This window comes from Gaetbulibacter aestuarii (assembly GCF_039537665.1).
In the GTDB taxonomy this organism is placed as follows: Bacteria; Bacteroidota; Bacteroidia; order Flavobacteriales; family Flavobacteriaceae; genus Gaetbulibacter_A; species Gaetbulibacter_A aestuarii.
On the sequence record NZ_BAABAY010000001.1, the window covers coordinates 1,638,454 to 1,657,463 of the forward strand.

The following is a 19,010-nucleotide window of genomic DNA, read 5'->3' on the forward strand; positions in this document are numbered from 1 at the left end:
TAATGAAACAATATAGAACATATGAAGAGGTACAACGCGATCTAAAACGTCTGGACCTGGAACGTCACATTGCCTGGGAGAACATGAAGTTGCAAAAGAATAAAATTGGCGACGAATTACAACCTAAGCAATGGATGGTAACCGTTTACAAAGTGGTTCAAAAATATGGCGTATATATTTTAATGCGACGTTTACTTCGTTAATATTAAAAATACAAACCAGAAAAAGGCTTTGAGGTAAATTAAAATCTCAAGGCTTTTTTATTTTTCTAAAGTCAAGATAGATAACTAAGCAACGTTCACATTAAACATATAGCCCACCAAAGCTGTAAGACCCATAGCTGCAGTACCCCAGAATGTTATTCTAATTATGGCTTTACCTATACTTGAGCCCCCTGTTTTGGCTGAAACTGTACCCAGAATTATCAAAAATAAAAGCGCAAAGCCATACAGATAATACTCCATGGTCTTTAAAGGCACCAGTAGTGCGGCCACGAAAGGAAGTAAACCTCCAACGGTGAAAGCTGCACCGGATGCCAGGGCTGCTTGTAGCGGTTTTGCCTTACTAATGTCGTTAATGCCTAACTCATCGCGAACATGGGCCCCAAGCGCGTCATGTTCTGTTAATTCTTTAGCCACGATCAGAGCCGTTTCCTTTTTTAATCCGCGTTCTTCATAGATTTCGGCAAGGCGTTGTAATTCTAATTCCGGCATTTCCTCCAGTTCTTCTTTTTCTCGCGCAATATCAGCTTTTTCAACATCCGTTTGAGAACTTACCGAAACATATTCACCGGCGGCCATAGAAAGGGCACCGGCTACCAAACCGGCAAGTGTTGCTAAAACTACAGGCTCTCGTGTACTACTTGCCGCAGCCACACCAATAGCAATACTGGCAGTTGATAAAATACCATCGTTTGCGCCTAGAACGGCAGCGCGTAACCAATTACTACGATGAATGTAATGGCTATCTAAATAATCATCTAAACCGTCACTTTTTTCAGCCATAGGAATATATTTTTTAACCTTATCCACGAACTCAGTCTAAGTTACTAAACTTCTCTGAATTTCTGACCTACCAAATCGTAATTCGATCTTTTTTTGCCAGAAACATACTATCTTGAGGTTTAAGATGGAAAGCCTCATAAAATGGTGTTGTATTCATAAGGGGACCATTAACACGCCATTTAGGCGGGGAGTGAGGATTGGTGTTAATCCAGTAACGCAGGTAATCATCTGTCATTTTTACACGCCAGATATTAGCAATGGATAAGAAAAAACGCTGGTCTGGTGTGTAACCATCAATTTTGGTGGAGTCCTGTCCTTCTTTTGTCATTTTAAAGGCATCATAAGCAACGGCTACTCCCGCAATATCTGCAGTATTCTCGCCAACACACATGGCGCCGTTCACATGGATACTATCCAAAACTGTAAACCCGCTGTACTGGTCAATAACCTGTTGAATGCGTTCTTTAAAATTATCATAATCCGTATCGGTCCACCAGTTTTTTACATTACCATCCTTGTCATATTGTGCTCCTTGATCATCAAAAGTATGGGTGATCTCGTGACCGATAACCATTCCTATACCGCCATAATTTAGAGCGTCATCAGCGGTATTATCAAAATACGGGGGTTGTAAAATACCCGCCGGAAACACAATTTCATTTGCTGAAGGATTATTATAGGCTGTTACGGTTGAAGGGGTTACGAACCACTCAGTCTTATCTACAGGTTGCCCTAATTTTTTAAGTTGTCTCAGATATCTGGCCGCATCAGCAGAGATCACATTTTCAAAATAAGTGTCTTTAAAAACATGTACATAGCCGTAATCTTTCCAGGTATCCGGATAGCCGATCTTTTTTGTAATAGCGAAGAGTTTTTCCTTAGCTTTTTGTTTCGTGCTATCAGTCATCCACTCTAAATTATCAATACGCTTTGCATAAGCTTCCTGCAAATTATTTACGAGTTCCTCCATTCTAACTTTTGTCGATTCCGGAAAGTATGCTTTTACATAGACCTGACCTAAAGCCTCACCCAAATAATTATCTACAGCACTGGCAATAGTTTCTTTACGCAAATTCTTTTCATTCTGACCGGTCAATACTTTGGAATATTCAAAGTTAGCATCGGTAAAAGGTTCACTTAGTTTGCTTGCGAAATGCCGCAATGAAGCGGCTTTCAAATAAATTCTCCAATCACTAATATTGATCTCCGGAAGAAGCGTATTCAGCTTGTCGTAATATTCCATTTGACGCATATCCAGGGAATCTGTTTTGGCTCCCAGATCACGAAGCACCTGAGACCATTCTAAATTTGGTTGACGCTTTTCCAGATCTGTAACTGCCATTTTATGATAATTGGTCTTTACATTTCTGCGTTCTACACGGGTTTTGTGGGACTCGGCAAGTTGCTTTTCTATATCGTAAACCACGTTAGCAAAATAGTTTGAACTATCCGCGTCATGGTCTGTTAATTCGAATAAGGTGGCTAAATAATGTTTATAGGCTTTCTGAATTCGAACGGTAGCAGAGTCCGTTTTGAAATAATAATCACGATCGGGTAACCCAATACCGGACTGCGAAACGTGAGCGATATTCATATTGCTGTTTTGCTGATCAGGACCAATGTTAAAACTAATTAATGATGTACTATTTACTTTTAAATTATCTATTACGTACTTTAAAAGATAATGCACGTTATTAATATAACCTATTTTGGTAAGTAAAGGTTTCACCGGTTTATACCCCAACTCATTTATGGTGGCGGTATCCAATCCGGAAATATAAAAATCGGAAACCTTTTGTTCAATACTTCCTAAAGGATGATTGATCTGTGAAATACTATCCAATAAACCTTGGAGTTTTAAGCGCTGCTGGTAATTCATAAACCTGTAGGCGCCAACACCTGTTTGGGTTTTAGGGATTTGAACGGTATCATACCACTCGTGATTCACATATCTGAAAAAATTATCGCCGGGATTTAAAGAAGTGTCTATACCGGAAATGAGTTTATCTTGTTTTTCAGACGTTTTACTGCATGCTACAATTAAAAGGAGTGAAGCAAGAACAGGAGCTATTTTTTTCATAGAAGGGAGGTTACAAAATTTTAATACTGAATTCAGTAAAATATGAGTCTCAAGATACGAATTTACTATGAATTCATCTGAAATTTGATAAGTTCATGTATGTTATTGGTTCTTAATATTTAATAATTTCTGATAAATAATTAGAGCGGAGCAAAGGTTACCAATAATCCGATCAAAATAAAAAATAAGGTAAAAGGTATGAGCAAATACCCCAAAACATCGCGAGCCTGAATTCTGATACCGATACCCATAACCGGAAGCACAATAAGTAAGAAAAAGGGTTGTAGCAAGTTAGTGAGCGATTCACCATAAGCTACGGCAAGTGATGCTCTTGAAACCATTTCGGTGATTTCCTGTTGTGGTAGTCCTGCGCCTATTTCTGTAACCGCGTTAATAATACTTGGACCAATAACAGCAAATTCTCCACCTGCAGAAGGAATTGCAAAATTGATAACTGCTCCACTTAAATAAGCAAATATCGGATAGGTTTGAACCGTAGCCACAGACGCCATCCAGGATCCGATAGATTCACCCAAACCGGTATAGATCATGATACCCATTATACCTGCATAGAACGGATATTGAAATAGAATCCCGGAAATGTTCGAACTGGAGCGTTTCATAGCAATACCATAGCGCATGGGCGTTTTATGAAGCAAAAGACCTAAAATGATAAAAATGAAGATCATAATATTCAGGTTGAGGTCAAATCCCTGCGTACTAAAATAGTAGACAATATAAATGAGTCCGATCAACACAATGGCGAATTGAAGCCAAAAACTATTATTCATACGGTCAGAAAGCGCTTTAACTTCAAGGTTCATACGTTCCGCTTCTTCTTTAATGCTTAGTTCTTGTTTTTCATCTTTATTGATGAGCAGATCAGCAAGTTCAGGACCGTTAGGCGCGAAAAAGGGAAAAATTATTACTGAACCCATGACCATAACAATTAAGACTATCACATTCAAAATTGATCCTAAAGTGAATCCTGTTGAAATAGTATTTGATAAAATACCAGCTTCAATGAGATAGTTGTTTTGGGTATTTAATAATAAAGGAATCGTACTTGATAAACCACAAACCCAGATTACTCCTGAAAAATACACACAGGCGATCAAAAAGGGATAGTTTACGTTTTTTACTCGTGGTGCAAGTTCACGAGCCAGAACAGCTGTGATTACCATCCATCCCCAACTTACTAAACTCAGGATCATACCGACTACAATGATGAATATATAGACCTGGCGTGGGGTAGATATAAATTTGCTGAGTTTAGAAAATATTTTTTTTACCTGTGGCGTTAACGCTATGGAATACCCGGTTACCAGCATGAGTACCATTTGCATCCCAAACTCTAATAACAACCAAAACCCTTTGTACCAGGACGAAATGATAGCTATAAATGAGGTGTCTGTAAAATACCAGGCACTGAAAAAAGTAATGATGGTTAAAACCAAGGCGAATACAAACGCATCCGGCATAAACTTTTTAAAAAGCTGGGTAATGTATTCTCCAAATCTGGTAATAGACATGTTTAGTTGGTTTGGTTAGGTCAAAAGAAAAAAATTCAAATCACGATTAACATAATGCGGAGTTAAGGTAATAAAAAATTATAATTGAAGATTCAAGAGCTCTTTTCTTCTTCATGCTTAATTAATGAAAAAAGGACATTTTTAAGATCTTTATAATTCGTTTGAATCAACCAGTGGCCGGCATCTAACTCCAAAAATTCATAAGGGCCTTTCATAAATTTGTGAGAAGCCTCTACACCGGCTCTTCCAATGGCAATATCCTTATTTCCCCAAATGAATAAAGTAGGCACTTTAATAGGGCCTAAAATTTGTTGTTTGGCGGCTTGTTTAAGCATTCGGTAATTAGCACGGTAATAATTGAGTGCTGCGGTAAGTTGTTTTCGATTTCTAAAAACGCTCAAATAATCAGCAACCTCCTCTTCGGAACTATATTTCCATAAACGTTTAAAAAGGGCAAGATCCTTTTTCATGATGCGCATCTCAGGTAGAAAAGGTATTTGAAAATTTTTGACATACTGACTCATTTTCTTCTGCTCCGGATTGGTCATCATGGCATTTCCAAAAGCCTGTATGTGAGGCACTGAAAGGGCACTCCAACTTAACACTTTATCAGGATGATCATGTGTTACTTTCCAGCCAACTACTGCACCCCAATCATGTCCAACCAAATGGAATTTATGTTTGTTCAAGGCTTTGGAAATTCCTATAATATCTTCAACTAAAAGATTTAAACGATAATTTTTTTTGCCATTTGGGCAAGCCCCTTTACTGTATCCTCTTTGGTTTGGAGCTACACCATAAAATCCTTTTTTCGAAAAGTCTTCTATTAAATTTTTCCACATGAAAGCCGTTTCCGGAAATCCGTGTAAAAAAAGGATCAATGGATCTTTTTCATTGCCGGCTGCGAGGCAATCAAATGTCAATCCTCCCAATTCAATAGTTATGGTCTTTGTCACGGTTCCTTGGTATTATCATTTTTATCACCATTCCAGGGAATCGTAAAACCTCGACCGGGACAATAGGAGATACCATAAATCCGCCCATCTTTAACATAGCCGGAGTGATAATAGGGGTAGGTATTATCTTGGGTTGTAAAGGCGAAAAAAATGGATTCCCAGTCAGAGTTGAGCAGACCATTTTCAATAGGACTTCCATAAAACGTTCCTGAAAATGATTTGCCAACTAAACTATCGATCACAAACGATTTTAGGTAGGCTTCAGCATCAGGAGTAGGTCGTAGGTCAATGATCCATTCACCAATTAATGTTGAGGCTATGGCAGTTTTATTTTGCGTACTTTCCTGAGCGTTCAGTCCGATACTTAGACAAAATAAAATACTCATACTAATAATCCGTTTCATGTTTTTTCGGTTTTTAAATGGATTTTAAAGCTTTGGTTTTGCTTCCTGCCAACCAGCGGCAAGTTCTTTTGATAAGTTTTGTATGATGCCTTGTTCCTCAGGATCCTCAGCTATGTTTACAGTTTCATAAGGATCGGAGATTCTATCGTATAACTCCCGACCCTTGAAATCCCCTCGAGTTCCTGTTTCAGGATCCCAACCGTACCATTCAACGTAATGATACTTTTCAGTGTTCATCGAATACCCCATGTAGCGATGGCCGTCTGCAGACACTTTGGGTCGTCTGTGAAACTGACTAAAAACGGCCTTTTTCCAGGGCTTTTCGGGATTTTTAGTTAAGGGTACAAAACTAGTGCCTTGCATGTAGTCCGGAACTTTAATACCGGCCAATTCACATAAGGATGGAAAAAGATCTACCAATTCAACCATAGCATCTGTTTTTACCCCGCGTTTTTCCTGTTCCGGGTAACGCAGAATAATTGGAACTTTAAGGTCAATATCATAATTCGTCATTTTTCCCCAACTATTCAGATCCCCTAGTTTCCACCCATGATCACCCCAAAGGATGATGATGGTGTTATCGTAGATTCCTAATTTTTTGAGATGCGCCATAAGATCACCTAAAAGCGCATCAACATAACTCACACTGGCGTAATACCCGTGCCGTAATTTTCTGGTACGATCTTCATCCATTCGAAAGGATGAAGTTGGGTGACCAATATCATGGAAGCCATCATAACTCCGTAATTCATACATGGAGTTCATGCTGTAAATAGGTGCGCCCCCCGGAATATTTGGGTTTGGTGATAAGGGAATTTTTTCAGGATCATACAGATCCCAGTATTTCTTGGGAGCGGCGAAAGGTAAATGTGGTCTGAAATACCCTAATCCGAAGTAAAAAGGCTTATCCATTTTTGAAAGACGCGTCAGGGTTTTCTTGGCTAATTCGGTTTGTGCACCATCATAATACATGGAGTCCGCAACATCGGCAGCTTCATAGGCCGGACCGGTGTTCCATCCATCCGCGTAGCGCACCGGACGAATTTTTAACAAGGAATCGCGTTTGCGTACTTGCATTTTATTGATCTCTTCACTGATATAAAAAGTTTCACCATCACGTTTCAACCAGTCTTTTCGCTTATAGCGCTCAGGACGCAGATCAGGTTCATCCCAGGAGATGGAATCAGGCATATAGTTGTGAAATATTTTTCCAATATTAACGGTGTAATAACCAAATTTTTCAAAATATTGAGGCATGGTTACCGCTTGAGGATTTATTTCCCGAAACTTATCACCCAAATGCCAAACCCTTGTAGAATCCGGTCTAACCCCAAGCATTAAACTCGCTCTGGAAGGCGCACAAACAGCAACCTGGCAAAAGGCTTGCTTGAACAAAATACCTTCACCGGCCAACTGGTCCATATTTGGTGTTATTGCAATGGTATCCCCATAAGCGCCAATATTCGGACGTAGATCGTCAATAGAAATAAATAGGATGTTGGGTTTCTTTTTGGGTTTTTCTGCCTGATTACAGGCTAAGGATAATAATGCTAAGGTTACAGCAAATAGTACTTTTTTGAATTTTTTTTGATCTGACATGTTTGGTTGAAATCTGAATAAATTGGATACCCGATCTGGCATACCGCTTTCTAATTTAGGGAATAAATCGGAATGACACCTTAATTTTTCATTTTTGAAGGCATTTGATCCATGGCGCGTTCTGCGATCGCGGTGATAGATAAAGATGGATTTACGCCCGGATTTGCAGAAATCATGGAACCGTCGATCACATACATATTGTCATAGTTAAAAATTTTATTGTCCTTATCAATAACGCCTTTGGTCTCATCAATTCCCATTACAGCGCCACCTAAAATATGTGCTGTGGAAGGAATACCTGCTATAGTTTCCAAAGCAAAGGATGTACTTTTACCTTTAACGATCTTACTATAGGCCTTCGTTAGTTTTATGGATTCCGGGATAAAGGGTGTTGGTTTTTTACCGGAACTTATAGTAGAGCTCAGTCCACCAAACCAATTGCGCTTTAATTTTAAAGTACTATCCAGAGTTTGCATGAATAGCAGAACTACTGTAGATTTTGCCCAGCTGTTTTTAACATAGATCCTGAAAAATTCCTGAGGGGAGGAGAAAAGAGATCTAAACATTCGGGTTAGGCGAACAAACAGGTTATTTCCGGTAACATAGGGATAATGCAAAAGTTTCCAGGCATTGGAGCCTTCACCATACCTGCAAATTTCCAAATGGCTATTTTCATCGGAATGCAAAATACTACCAATGGCAACACCTTTTGAATAATTCTTTTTATTATCTAAACTCGAAACACTGATCAGGGTTTCATTATTGGTTCGAATAAAATCTCCCAAAGTGGCAGATATTTTGGGTAAACTTTTTTGTTTTAATTTGAGAAGTAATTTTACAGTCCCCAGAACACCTCCAGAAAATATCACTCCTTTAGTCTGTATTTTTTTTGTTCTTTTGAACCATCCGGTGCTCGATTTTACGGAAACTTCATAAAAGGAGTCACCATCTTCTTTTTGCTTCGGAATAACATCAAAAACCTCATGTTCAGCAAGAATTTCGGCGCCTTGTTTCTGTGCCAGATATAAATAATTTTTGTCCAGCGTATTTTTGGCATTATGCCTGCAGCCCGTCATGCAAGCGCCACAAAAGTGACATCCCGTACGCTCGGGACCTTCACCGTTAAAATAGGGATCGGGTTTAGTAACACGCGGTTCACCAAAATAAACAGCGACGTTCGTGGGCTCAAATTGATCTTCGATGTTTAATTCTTTACTCAATGCTTTTAAGGCGAGATCTCCTGCGGCCAAATAGGGGTTCTTATTGGCGCCAAGCACCGTCAAGGCTTTTTTATAATAGGGTTTAAGTTCCGTTTCCCAGTCGTTGAGGCCCTTCCAGCTACCAGTTTTGTAAAAAGAAGATTTTGGAATAGGAAGGGTGTTTCCGTAAACCAATGAACCGCCGCCAACGCCAGTTCCCGATAGAACCGCAGCATGCTTAAAAATTGTGATCTTCATAATGCCAAACCACCGCAACCATGGCATCCACAACCATTTTTTAAAATTCCAGTTTGTTTTAGGGAAATCTTCTCCGTGATACCATTTGCCTTTTTCAACGACCAAAACATTATAACCTTTTTCAGAAAGTCGTAAAGCGCTTACCGAACCGCCAAAACCACTACCAATAATAATATAATCGTATTCTTTTGAGGACATAAAGAAGGAACAACTTAATGTTTTTAAAAAATCAATTTTTCCTGGGAAACTATTTGAAAACAATATAGTAAATACTATTCAAAATAAGTATTCACTAAGTGTTCAAGTGCTTTGCCATGCAAATTTTTTGCGATAACCATGCCTTCAGCATCCAAAATAAAATTAGCTGGAATGGTTTGTACCCGAATCTTTTTTAAGAAATCAGCATCATCACCTTGAAGATCTGAAGCTTGAAACCAACGATCGGCACCATCGCGCTCGGCTGCTGTTTTCCAGTATGAAAGATCACTTTCCAAACCGTAGGCGATAATGTTTAGTCCCTGATCATGATACTTGTCCCAGAGCGGAACCAGAATTTCCCGATTCTCTTTTCGGCAGGGCGCACACCAGGAAGCCCAGAGGTCGACAATAGTCAGTTTTTTACCCATCATGGTTTTAATATCCAGAGTATCCCCTGATATTAATGGCAGTTTAAGGTTAGGAAAGGTACTACCTACTAAAACCGGTAAATTTTCAGGACTGGCCATTTCGCATAATTCCTTTACCCAGGGATGTTCCGGATAATTTTTTTTCCTGGATTTACACTGCTCCACTAAAAATTCGGGGACACGTTCATAATCGTTTTCAGGACTCACCCATCTTAAGGCAACGAGAGCGGGTAAAAGTTCTTTAGTTTCATTAGCGAAATTCATCAAGGCCTTTTGATAGTTCAAAAGGGCTTTTTCTTTAGCCAAAAGTTCAGAACCATCCTCTACATGCCAGTTTTTATTGTTTAAATAGGTTTTGAAAGCTTGAACATTAATGTCTCGAAGTTTTAGCAGCGCCTTATTATTTTTAGAAGGCATTTTTATTGAATAACGCTTTTGAAATTGAAACCAATCAGAGTAAATGCTTACATGGCTTCCAGGTTCCAAAACAATCGGCATAAAATTAGCTTCCAGCGGATTTTCTGTTTTTAAATAATTTGGAGCTTTTCCCTGAGGTTGAACAGCGAGCTCAAAGAGTTCAGAGGTTTTGATCTCCGGCATATCTGAAAAATTAAAATCGCCATTTGAGAAAATGCTTGCTGAATCAACTACAGTTCCGAAATAAGGCGCAGCAACCGATCTTAAATTTCCAGGTTTTATGAGATATATTTTGGAATCTTTTGGGGCATTTTCAATACGGCCTGAAATAGAATCTGGAGATTGACAACCTATTAAAATCAGCAGAAGAAGCTGACTAACAATACGATACCGTTTTTGGAAATAATTCATGTTATTTTAGTTACTGCAAGGTATTGCAATTTTCATTAATTAAGAATAAAAAACCACTTTTGAATTCACTAAATGAATTGGTATCTTGCTGTAAAACTCACAAACACGAAAACACTATGACCTTAGATATTCCCTTTGTTCGCTCTCAATTTCCCGCATTTACTGAACCTTCTCTTGAGGGTTGGGCCTTTTTTGAAAATGCCGGCGGTTCGTATCCTTGCAAGCAAACCATAAAACGGCTCACAGATTTTTATATGAAGAATAAGGTGCAGGTGAATTATCCGTATCCGGCATCGATGAAAGCGGGAAAGCTTATGGAAGATTCTTATAAACGATTTGCAGATTATCTAAATGTAGATGCCTCTGAAATTCATTTTGGTCCCTCAACAACGCAGAATATTTATGTTCTGGCTAATGCCATGCGTCCCATGTGGAAAGAGGGCGATGAAATTATTGTTTCTTGTCAGGACCACGAAGCCAACGCAGGAGCCTGGCGCCGATTAGCTGATCGCGGTATAAAAGTGACTGAATGGCACGTGAATCATGATACGGGAATTTTAGAGGTTGATGTTCTAAGATCCTTGATCTCTAAAGGCACCAAAATGGTGGCATTTCCTCATTGTTCGAATGTCATTGGTCATAATAATCCGGTAAAGGAAATTACGGAACTTGCCCATGAGTTCGGAGCACTTTCTGTAGTTGACGGCGTAGGTTTTGCGCCTCATGGTTTTCCGGATATAAAGGAACTTGGTGTGGATATTTATCTATTTTCATTATATAAAACCTTCGGTCCGCATTTAGGTTTAATGTATGTGGACAAGGATTTGATTGGTAAGATGGAAAACCAATCGCACTTCTTTAAAGCAGGGATAACCCGAAGTATGTTGACGCCTGCAGGCCCGGATCACGCTCAGATCGCAGCCGCTAGTGGAGTTATCGATTATTTGGATGCTGTTTATGAGCATCATTTTGATGAGGACGCAGAACCTGCCGAACGCAATAGAAAAGTAAATGCACTTTTCCATGCCCATGAGCAGGAGCTTCTGGAACATTTAATGGCATTCCTAAGGTCTCGGGATGACCTTAAAATTATTGGTCCGGATCAGGCTAAAGGACGCTCACCGATTATTTCCATCATTCCAAAAAATAAATCGTTGGATGACTTTTATGGCGCCTTGACCGAACATAAATTAATGCTAGGAAAAGGGCATTTTTATGCGGTGCGCCCACTGAACGATATGGAAGTAGCCACTCAACCCGGAGTGCTGAGAATATCTTTTTTACATTATACCAGTATGGCTGATATCAATCAATTAATAGGAGGATTAAAAGCCGCTTTATAATTAATCCGCTTTGTGAACCTCCAATTCAATCTCTATCATAAATTCCGGAAGTGCTAATTCTTTAACGCCCAACCAGGAACCTGTAGGAAAATGATTTTTGTAAATTTCATTTCGGTAAACAGACTTTTCAAGGAATAATGGCATATTGGTGGTGAAAACATTTTCAACAACAACATCATCAAAAGTACAGCCAAAATGAGTTAAGACCTTTTCGAGATCGGCGTAACAATTTTTCATTTGCTGTTCCAAATCGCCTATAGCTGTTGGGTTTCCTTCATCATCCATACTTACAGCACCGGACACTTTAATGTCGTTCCCGATCTTAACGGCATGCGAGTAGCCATAAGCTTTTTCCACATCCGGACGTAACAAAAAATATTCCGGTGTTTCAGCAGGCATAACGGTTTCCTGCATCTCGGTGGTTTCCTGGGTTTGTTCTTTTTCCTTGCAGCTTTGTAAGCTGAACGATAAAAGAAATAATGCAATAACAAGGATTTGAGAAAGGCGTTGGTTGGTTGGTTTTTTCATTAAATGTAAGTGTTAATTAAATGGAAATTTTGTGATTTACTTAACTATTAATGAAATTCTTAGGAATCGTAATATAGTGAAATTATTCTTAGAACTTATTTAAATATTTTCATATGGATTTGATTTTCTGGAATCATTTATTCATATTCTTTTTTTAATGCTGAAATAAGCTCCTCGGCATTTTTTAGTAATCTTTCAAGATCAATTACAGTAATCTCGAATTTTCGTGAACGTACCATTTCCATATATTGGTTGAATACCACAGGGTCGTAAGTTAGTAAAGGTGGGTCAGACTGCAGGAATGCATCAATTTCCTGTTGATTATTGCTCCGCTTGCTGTGTTGTAATATAGTATTCGAAACCCTGTTATATTTATAATCAAAAATTTGTCCGCGCAATTTCCGAACTTCAATTTGAAACAAATTATCCAGTGCCATTTCTTGTTGGTACTCCCGATTTAATCGATCGTAATTGAGTATTTTTTTGAGGAGTGATTTATTTTTGACATCCCGGAGCAATCCCGAATTCCGCATTTGTTGAAAAGTGGCATCGTTTGATACATAGTGCTCATTTGCACCACCCCAAAGCCCATAAAAATACAATTTACCACTAGGAATGTTATTAAAATTGTTTTTTAAAAGCAGGGTATTCAATGAATCAATATTTTTATTTGCCTGGCGGAAATAGCTCATGGTATACTTTAAATTTGTGGTATCTGATTGTAGATCACTAATCATAGACAGCGCAAACTCTCGTGTCATTTTTTTTTCAGCCAAATCAGAGCGAATGTTTTCTGAAATAAAACCGAGTACAATGGCAATAAATATCATTAGCCCTTCGAGAAGGTACTTTTTAAAACTTTTTCCTTTAGGAGGTGAGGCTGAAATAGATTTCTTTTTATTCATTCGGTGGAATTGACATAAAATTCTTATTCCTTAAACACTAAATACTGTTCGGGTTTCAATTCAAATCCTTCGTCATTCAGGGTGTAAGATTCACCTGTGAAATAATCGGAGTAGGTTCCATAAGCGTCCCTTTTGGTAATTTCGATGGTTTGATTCTCGTCTGAAAAATTGAAAAGTCCAATGACTTTATTTCCTTCTACTTCCCGTATGAAGCCAATTACATTTTCATTGTTTTCAATGCTTATAGGAAAGCCTCCGGCATCGCCCGCCCAAAGTGCAGGATTGTCTTTTCTTAATTTCACAAGGGATTGGTAGAATGGTTCCATGCCTTTAGGATCGGTCCAGTTAATTGTGTCTTTTTGGAAAAACTCGAGTCGTTTATCCATACCTACTTCCTGTCCGCCAAGAATAAGCGGGAAACCGTATGCTGTGAAAACCAATGCTGCAAAGGCCTTGTTTTTAGAACCAAAACGTTCGAATACCGTGCCATTCCAAGAGTTTAAATCATGGTTAGAGGTGTAGGTCATTCGAAAATGGGTACGACCGTATTTGAACATGTCTTCATCGATCCAATTTGATAAAACATCAGCGGGTTCTTCACCACTTGCAACCTGGCGCATTTCGGATTCATATTCATCGGCGTAACTACCATCTAAAATAAAAGTTTCGTGACCACATTCGGCAAGCCAGAATAAATCTCTAATGGGGTCTAAAGCAGCGCGAGCTTCTTCCCATAGGTATAAAGGTATTTTATCTCCACAACCATGGTCGAGTCTAAAACCATCAATTCCAAGATCTACCCAAAATCGCATAGCGTTTATCATGGCTTTTCGTGTTGCCGGATTTTTATGGTTCAATAAGGCCGTGTCCCACCATATATCTGTTGGGCTCATGGCTTCGTAAGTGATGTCGCCGTTTTTATCATGAATGTAGTATTCAGGATGCTCTTTGATCCATTTGTGATCTCTTCCCGTATGATTTGGAACCCAGTCAATAATCAGGTAAAAACCCATCTCATGGGCTTTTTTCAACAGATGTTTGAAATCATCTAAGGTTCCAAATTCAGGATTTACCGCAGTGTAATCAGATGGCGCATAATAACTACCTAATTCGCCTTTTCTGTTTTTTTCACTAATTGGATTTATAGGCATCAGCCATAGTACTTTTACCCCTAATTTTTGAAGTCTGGGTAAATGTTCTTCAAAAGCTTTGAAGGTACCCTCAGGCGTGTATTGCCGAATATTCACCTCATATATCGTAGCGTCGACCAATTTATCAGGAAAGATTTTTTCTGTAGCCTCTTTTATAGCAGGTTGTGCTACTTTTTTTGAATTATTTTGACAACCTGATAGAATCAGAAACCCAAATAGGTAAATTAAAATAGATCTCATCTTATCTTTTTTAGTTTTTGTGGTAAAAGTTAAAGATAAGGTAAATTTTAAAATATAAGATTAGAGAAGATAAATGGTATAAATTCCGGTTGGAGGATCAAAATCAAATTCAGCTCCTGAAATTTTTATTTCATTATACTTGGTAAAATTACAGCAGTTTCTGGTGGCTCTTGTGATATCAACATAACATTCAAAAACAGAATGTTAGGAAAATCCTGTTCAGGTGTTTTTATTTTTAGCGTTTCTAATAGTTCTAATAATTAACAAAATAATACTTGTAATCCATCCCATTGGGTAGGGAACGATCAATAAAGCCCACCACCAGGAAAGGGTTGAGGTACCACCGAAGCCGCCTAAAGAAGAAAGGTAAAATAAAAAGAACACTCCGAAGGTAATCGTTAAAAAAGCAAAAAGAAAAAATTTACGATAATCGTCCTTTCGTAGATGTAATGATAATGCAATCAGGGCACTTCCTATCATAATTATAATGGAGCCTTCAAGGGGATCCAAAGCACCTATGATCAAGGCCATTACTCCAATTTTGAATACTATTCGTTCCCATTTAAAATTGGCTTTCATATGACGTTCATATAGAGTTCGTATTAAGAAGCGCGTTAAAAAGGGAAACCAAAATGAAATTTTGGTTTCCCTTTTTTAGTTAAATGAATTTTGTCCAATACTTTTAATTTTCGCACAATTTGAGACCATCGACTTCTAAATCTGATTTTGAAAATCTAAAATTTCCATGGTCATACATCTTACCGTTTTCATAATATCGAAATAAGGCTTCGATATAATCGCCCATCCCGGTAAGTGTTATCTTTTCAACATAATCAATATCTCCTGCTTTGTCATGGATGGTTACCTCTAAAGTATCTTTGGAATTTATTGTAATAGCATTATTTTTTTCCAAAGAATCCAAGAAATGTTGATAACAATCTTTGTCTTTTACCCAGTACTCTATCGGGTGGTTTACATCATTTATAAACCTATAATAGATAACCGCATTTTCAAACTCATTAGCCCAAACTAAGCTTTCATTTGAGCTTAAAAAAGAAGTGTCTACCGGGTTATTATCCTTGTTATTTTTACAATTATAATTCAAAAGACACAGTAATAATAAATACATTATTGTTTTCATAACCCTATGAATTACATAACTATCGTGGCTTATTACGGCCAGAAATTATAAATGTATAACAATGTATTTCAATTATTTAAAATAATCAATGACTTACGACCGCTATTAAGAGATATTTGTTTGCTGTTTTTAGAAGATAATGCTTTCAAAATTGCTCATCTGTTTCAAAGGGAATGCGCACTTTATTTACTTCTTTAAAATTTAACCATTCCGCAATGAGTTCCTGATATTTTTCCGGATTGATTTGTTTTAGATCATGAATTTCAGCCAGATCATTCTGTAGATTATAAAGTTTAAAGCTATCCTGAACAAAGGGTCTGCTTAAGTTTGTGATTTTCCAGGACCCCTTCCGGATCATCGCAATATTATCGTGCTCAAGGCCAAAAACATAATCCTCATTATGAACTTCCTTAGATTTTCCTGAAATCAGCGGTACCAAAGAATTTCCTTTTAATGGAAAAATGGCTTTACCCCTTAGACTGTCGGGATAACTGGTTTTTGCCAAATCGTAAAATGTAGGAGCGAGATCCATAACGGTAACAAAGGCATCTTCAATTTTATTTTTAAGTTGAACCCCGGGTCCGGCCATAATAATAGGCGTATTAATTCCTCCCTCGGTTACCAAACCCTTATAGAATTTAAATGGAGAGGAACCGGCCTCGGCCCATTGTGGGCCATAGGAAATAAAGGAATTTGGTTTTCCCATATCCTCATATTCATCATTGAATTGCTGTTGTTTCAAAAAAGGGCCAAAATAATCGCTGTAATAAAAATCTTCTGCGGCAGCGCCATTGTCAGACATAACAACGATTAAGGTGTTTTCTAACTTTCCAATGGTTCTTAAATGATCGATCAAACGACCGATATTAAAATCGAGATTATCCACCATACCGGCATACAGCTCCATTTTCCGACGTTCTATTTTCTTTTGTTCTTCGGATAAGGTATTCCATGGTTTAACGCGCTTACTGTTTGGAGGCAAAACAGCATTTTCCGGAATCATACCGGCTTGCTTCAAGGTTTCTAGATTTGCTTTTTTTAAAGCGTCATATCCAGCGTCGAATTTACCTTTATATTTTTTCCAATATTTCTCGTCTACCTGTAAAGGCCAGTGCGGCGAGGTATATGCAGCAAAAGCAAAAAATGGTTTGTTATTAGCCTTATTTAAATCGATATACTCGATGATTTTATCCGTGAAAAAGTCGGTAGAATAATTCCCGTTTTTCCATGGCGCCGGTTTACCATCTTCGGTATATGGTGTTACAGGAAAATCGGAGAACAAACCTTTATCATCATAATGGTTGCCGGCTCCCAAAAGGTTTACAAATGAGTGTTCAAAACCTTTTTTGGAAGGGTTGGAAAGCGAGTCCGTGCCCAAATGCCATTTTCCGGCCATATAGGTGTGATACCCGGCCATTTTTAAAACCTCAGGAATAGTGGCTATTCGATTCGTGAGGCAACCTTCATAACCTTCAATATCACTTCGGTAACCCATTAACCCCATACCGGCAATATGATTGTCGTTTCCGGAAAGTAACATGGAGCGGGTTGGAGCGCATAATGGAGAGGTGTGAAACCTGCTAAATCTGATACCTCGAGCAGCCAGGCTGTCGATATGAGGTGTTTCTACCATGCCCCCAAAGCAACCCAGATCAGCGTAACCCAGATCATCTGCTAAAATCAAGAGAATATTAGGTGTTTCTGGCTTAATCTGTTCCGATGTGTTTTTCGCACAGGATTCAATTAAAATAAATATCAAAAAAATAACAAGCCAATTAAAATGAAATTTAAAAATAAGAGAATCGTGCGATACGGACTTAGGCATTCTACTGTAAGTCATATTTTGGTTGGTTAGAATTGTTAGTAACCCTGATAATTGCTTATCAGGGTTTTAAATGGAAATAAAAGGTAGTGTTTTTTATTAAATTAGAACTAATTATTTTTTGAAATACACAGACATTCTTAAAAGGTGCAGAGGGTAAAATCATCAACGTTTTCTGTCGACTTCGAGAAGTAAACAGAACCGGATTCAATAATTTCACCATTTTCATAGTCAACATATTTAACAACCATGGTGTTTCCTGAGACGGTAACCGTAACTATTTCAACATACTCAATGTCTCCATAGGTTTCAGAATAGGTGAATTCCAAAATATTATTAAGATTTTCAGATACAGATCCGCCTTCAGAAAAATCTTCCTGATCATAATAAAAGCAATCACCTTCATCAACCCAAAATTCAATGGGATGATTTAGATCATTTATGAAACGAATATAGGTGTTAACTTCATCAACGTTCGAAAGCCAAACCGTATTTTCAAATTGTTCCAGAAAAGTTTCAGGGTTCGTATCGTTAACGTTGTCCTTGTTGTTACAGGTAAATAAGATTAGAAATATGGGGAGGAGGTAAATTAATTTTTTCATCAGTAACAGGATTAATCATGCTTTAAAGTATTTGCTTTTAAAGCATGGATTATATGTCTGAATGTATCTATTAATAATATACCACCAAATGATATCGATCAGTCGTGTGTTAAAAAAAACCCGGTAACCCATCGACATTTATTTGTTTTAAATTGAGGGTATCAAAGTAAAACTTTCTGGTTTCTTCAAAATTACCAACCACCACCGTGTTGTGCTGTTATTCTTGAATTTAATGTGACTTGTCCTCAAAAGCAATAAAATCCTTTAGTCCCGGAGTTAAAAGAGAGGTTACCACGCATTCAAAATCATCCACACTTTTGTTAGACTTCGTAAAGTAAATAGAACCGGATTCATAGAGTGTTTCATTTTCATAAAATTCATAAGAGGCTATCATGATGGATCCTGAAATTGTAATTGTTACTTTATCCAGATAAGTGGTGTCACCATCGTTTTCAAAATATTGAAATGCGAGCCTATTGTTTAGATTTTCAATTATGGAACCTTGCATTGTGAAATCTTCACGCATGTAATAAAAGCAGGCACCTCCATCTAACCAGTATTCAATGGGATGATCTAGATCGTTTAGGAATCTGATATAGTTATTTTTGTCATCAGTATTGGAAACCCACACGGTACTGTCATAACGTTCCAAAAATGTTTCCGATTCAGGAATGTCAACAGAGTCGTTATTACTACAGGTAAATGAGATCAGGATAAGGGGAAGGAGGTATATTATTTTTTTCATCACTAACAGATTTAATCATGCTCTAAAAAGTATTGATTTTTAAAGTA

Annotated in this window: 18 protein-coding genes; 2 read left to right on the forward strand and 16 right to left on the reverse strand. The window is 37.9% G+C overall.

Annotated elements, in window-relative coordinates; translation table 11 throughout:
- The first annotated feature begins 2 nt into the window (after positions 1 to 2).
- Positions 3 to 203, forward strand: coding sequence for a DUF6327 family protein (locus ABD682_RS07425; RefSeq protein ID WP_344740479.1), 201 nt, complete (start codon positions 3 to 5; stop codon positions 201 to 203).
- Positions 204 to 287: 84 nt separating this feature from the next.
- Here ABD682_RS07425 and ABD682_RS07430 read toward each other — a convergent pair whose 3' ends face one another.
- The 8 genes from ABD682_RS07430 to ABD682_RS07465 all read right to left on the reverse strand — a co-directional run bounded on the left by ABD682_RS07430 (position 288) and on the right by ABD682_RS07465 (position 10,486).
- Positions 288 to 1,004, reverse strand: a complete 717-nt coding sequence (locus tag ABD682_RS07430) for a VIT1/CCC1 transporter family protein (protein WP_344740480.1) — start codon at positions 1,002 to 1,004, stop codon at positions 288 to 290.
- A gap of 67 nt (positions 1,005 to 1,071) precedes the next feature.
- Complete coding sequence (locus ABD682_RS07435) at positions 1,072 to 3,084, reverse strand: M13 family metallopeptidase (RefSeq protein ID WP_344740481.1); 2,013 nt, start codon at positions 3,082 to 3,084, stop codon at positions 1,072 to 1,074.
- Positions 3,085 to 3,224: 140 nt separating this feature from the next.
- Positions 3,225 to 4,616, reverse strand: a complete 1,392-nt coding sequence (locus ABD682_RS07440; RefSeq protein WP_344740482.1) for a short-chain fatty acid transporter — start codon at positions 4,614 to 4,616, stop codon at positions 3,225 to 3,227.
- Positions 4,617 to 4,708: 92 nt separating this feature from the next.
- Positions 4,709 to 5,572, reverse strand: a complete 864-nt coding sequence (locus ABD682_RS07445; RefSeq protein ID WP_344740483.1) for an alpha/beta fold hydrolase — start codon at positions 5,570 to 5,572, stop codon at positions 4,709 to 4,711.
- A complete protein-coding gene (locus tag ABD682_RS07450) occupies positions 5,569 to 5,976 on the reverse strand; it encodes a hypothetical protein (RefSeq protein ID WP_344740484.1) in 408 nt (135 codons plus the stop codon). Before ABD682_RS07450 ends, ABD682_RS07445 begins: the two co-directional genes overlap by 4 nt.
- Positions 5,977 to 6,000: 24 nt before the next feature.
- A complete protein-coding gene (locus ABD682_RS07455; RefSeq protein ID WP_344740485.1) occupies positions 6,001 to 7,575 on the reverse strand; it encodes a sulfatase in 1,575 nt (524 codons plus the stop codon).
- Between the two features lie 80 nt (positions 7,576 to 7,655).
- On the reverse strand, positions 7,656 to 9,230 hold the full coding sequence (locus ABD682_RS07460; RefSeq protein WP_344740486.1) for a GMC oxidoreductase: 1,575 nt from the start codon (positions 9,228 to 9,230) through the stop codon (positions 7,656 to 7,658).
- Between the two features lie 74 nt (positions 9,231 to 9,304).
- Positions 9,305 to 10,486: a TlpA family protein disulfide reductase gene (locus tag ABD682_RS07465; RefSeq protein ID WP_344740487.1), complete on the reverse strand. Its 1,182-nt coding sequence runs from the start codon at positions 10,484 to 10,486 to the stop codon at positions 9,305 to 9,307.
- Positions 10,487 to 10,602: 116 nt separating this feature from the next.
- Between ABD682_RS07465 and ABD682_RS07470 the strand changes: the two genes are divergently transcribed.
- Positions 10,603 to 11,829, forward strand: a complete 1,227-nt coding sequence (locus tag ABD682_RS07470; protein ID WP_344740488.1) for an aminotransferase class V-fold PLP-dependent enzyme — start codon at positions 10,603 to 10,605, stop codon at positions 11,827 to 11,829.
- Here ABD682_RS07470 and ABD682_RS07475 read toward each other — a convergent pair whose 3' ends face one another.
- From ABD682_RS07475 to ABD682_RS07510, 8 genes are all read right to left on the reverse strand, one after another.
- On the reverse strand, positions 11,830 to 12,357 hold the full coding sequence (locus tag ABD682_RS07475) for a RidA family protein (protein WP_344740490.1): 528 nt from the start codon (positions 12,355 to 12,357) through the stop codon (positions 11,830 to 11,832).
- A gap of 137 nt (positions 12,358 to 12,494) precedes the next feature.
- Positions 12,495 to 13,262 carry a hypothetical protein gene (locus tag ABD682_RS07480; RefSeq protein WP_344740491.1) on the reverse strand — a complete coding sequence of 256 codons (768 nt, stop codon included), beginning with the start codon at positions 13,260 to 13,262 and terminating at the stop codon, positions 12,495 to 12,497.
- Positions 13,263 to 13,285: 23 nt separating this feature from the next.
- Complete coding sequence (locus tag ABD682_RS07485; RefSeq protein ID WP_344740492.1) at positions 13,286 to 14,653, reverse strand: alpha-amylase family glycosyl hydrolase; 1,368 nt, start codon at positions 14,651 to 14,653, stop codon at positions 13,286 to 13,288.
- A 219-nt stretch (positions 14,654 to 14,872) separates the two neighbouring features.
- Entirely contained in the window at positions 14,873 to 15,232 is a 360-nt protein-coding gene (locus ABD682_RS07490; RefSeq protein ID WP_344740493.1) for a hypothetical protein, read from the reverse strand.
- A 103-nt stretch (positions 15,233 to 15,335) separates the two neighbouring features.
- Positions 15,336 to 15,794: a hypothetical protein gene (locus ABD682_RS07495; protein ID WP_344740494.1), complete on the reverse strand. Its 459-nt coding sequence runs from the start codon at positions 15,792 to 15,794 to the stop codon at positions 15,336 to 15,338.
- A gap of 145 nt (positions 15,795 to 15,939) precedes the next feature.
- Positions 15,940 to 17,634, reverse strand: a complete 1,695-nt coding sequence (locus ABD682_RS07500) for an arylsulfatase (protein WP_344740495.1) — start codon at positions 17,632 to 17,634, stop codon at positions 15,940 to 15,942.
- 122 nt (positions 17,635 to 17,756) lie between these two features.
- Entirely contained in the window at positions 17,757 to 18,218 is a 462-nt protein-coding gene (locus ABD682_RS07505; protein ID WP_344740497.1) for a hypothetical protein, read from the reverse strand.
- 229 nt (positions 18,219 to 18,447) lie between these two features.
- Positions 18,448 to 18,963 carry a hypothetical protein gene (locus ABD682_RS07510; RefSeq protein WP_344740498.1) on the reverse strand — a complete coding sequence of 172 codons (516 nt, stop codon included), beginning with the start codon at positions 18,961 to 18,963 and terminating at the stop codon, positions 18,448 to 18,450.
- Positions 18,964 to 19,010 lie beyond the last annotated feature (47 nt).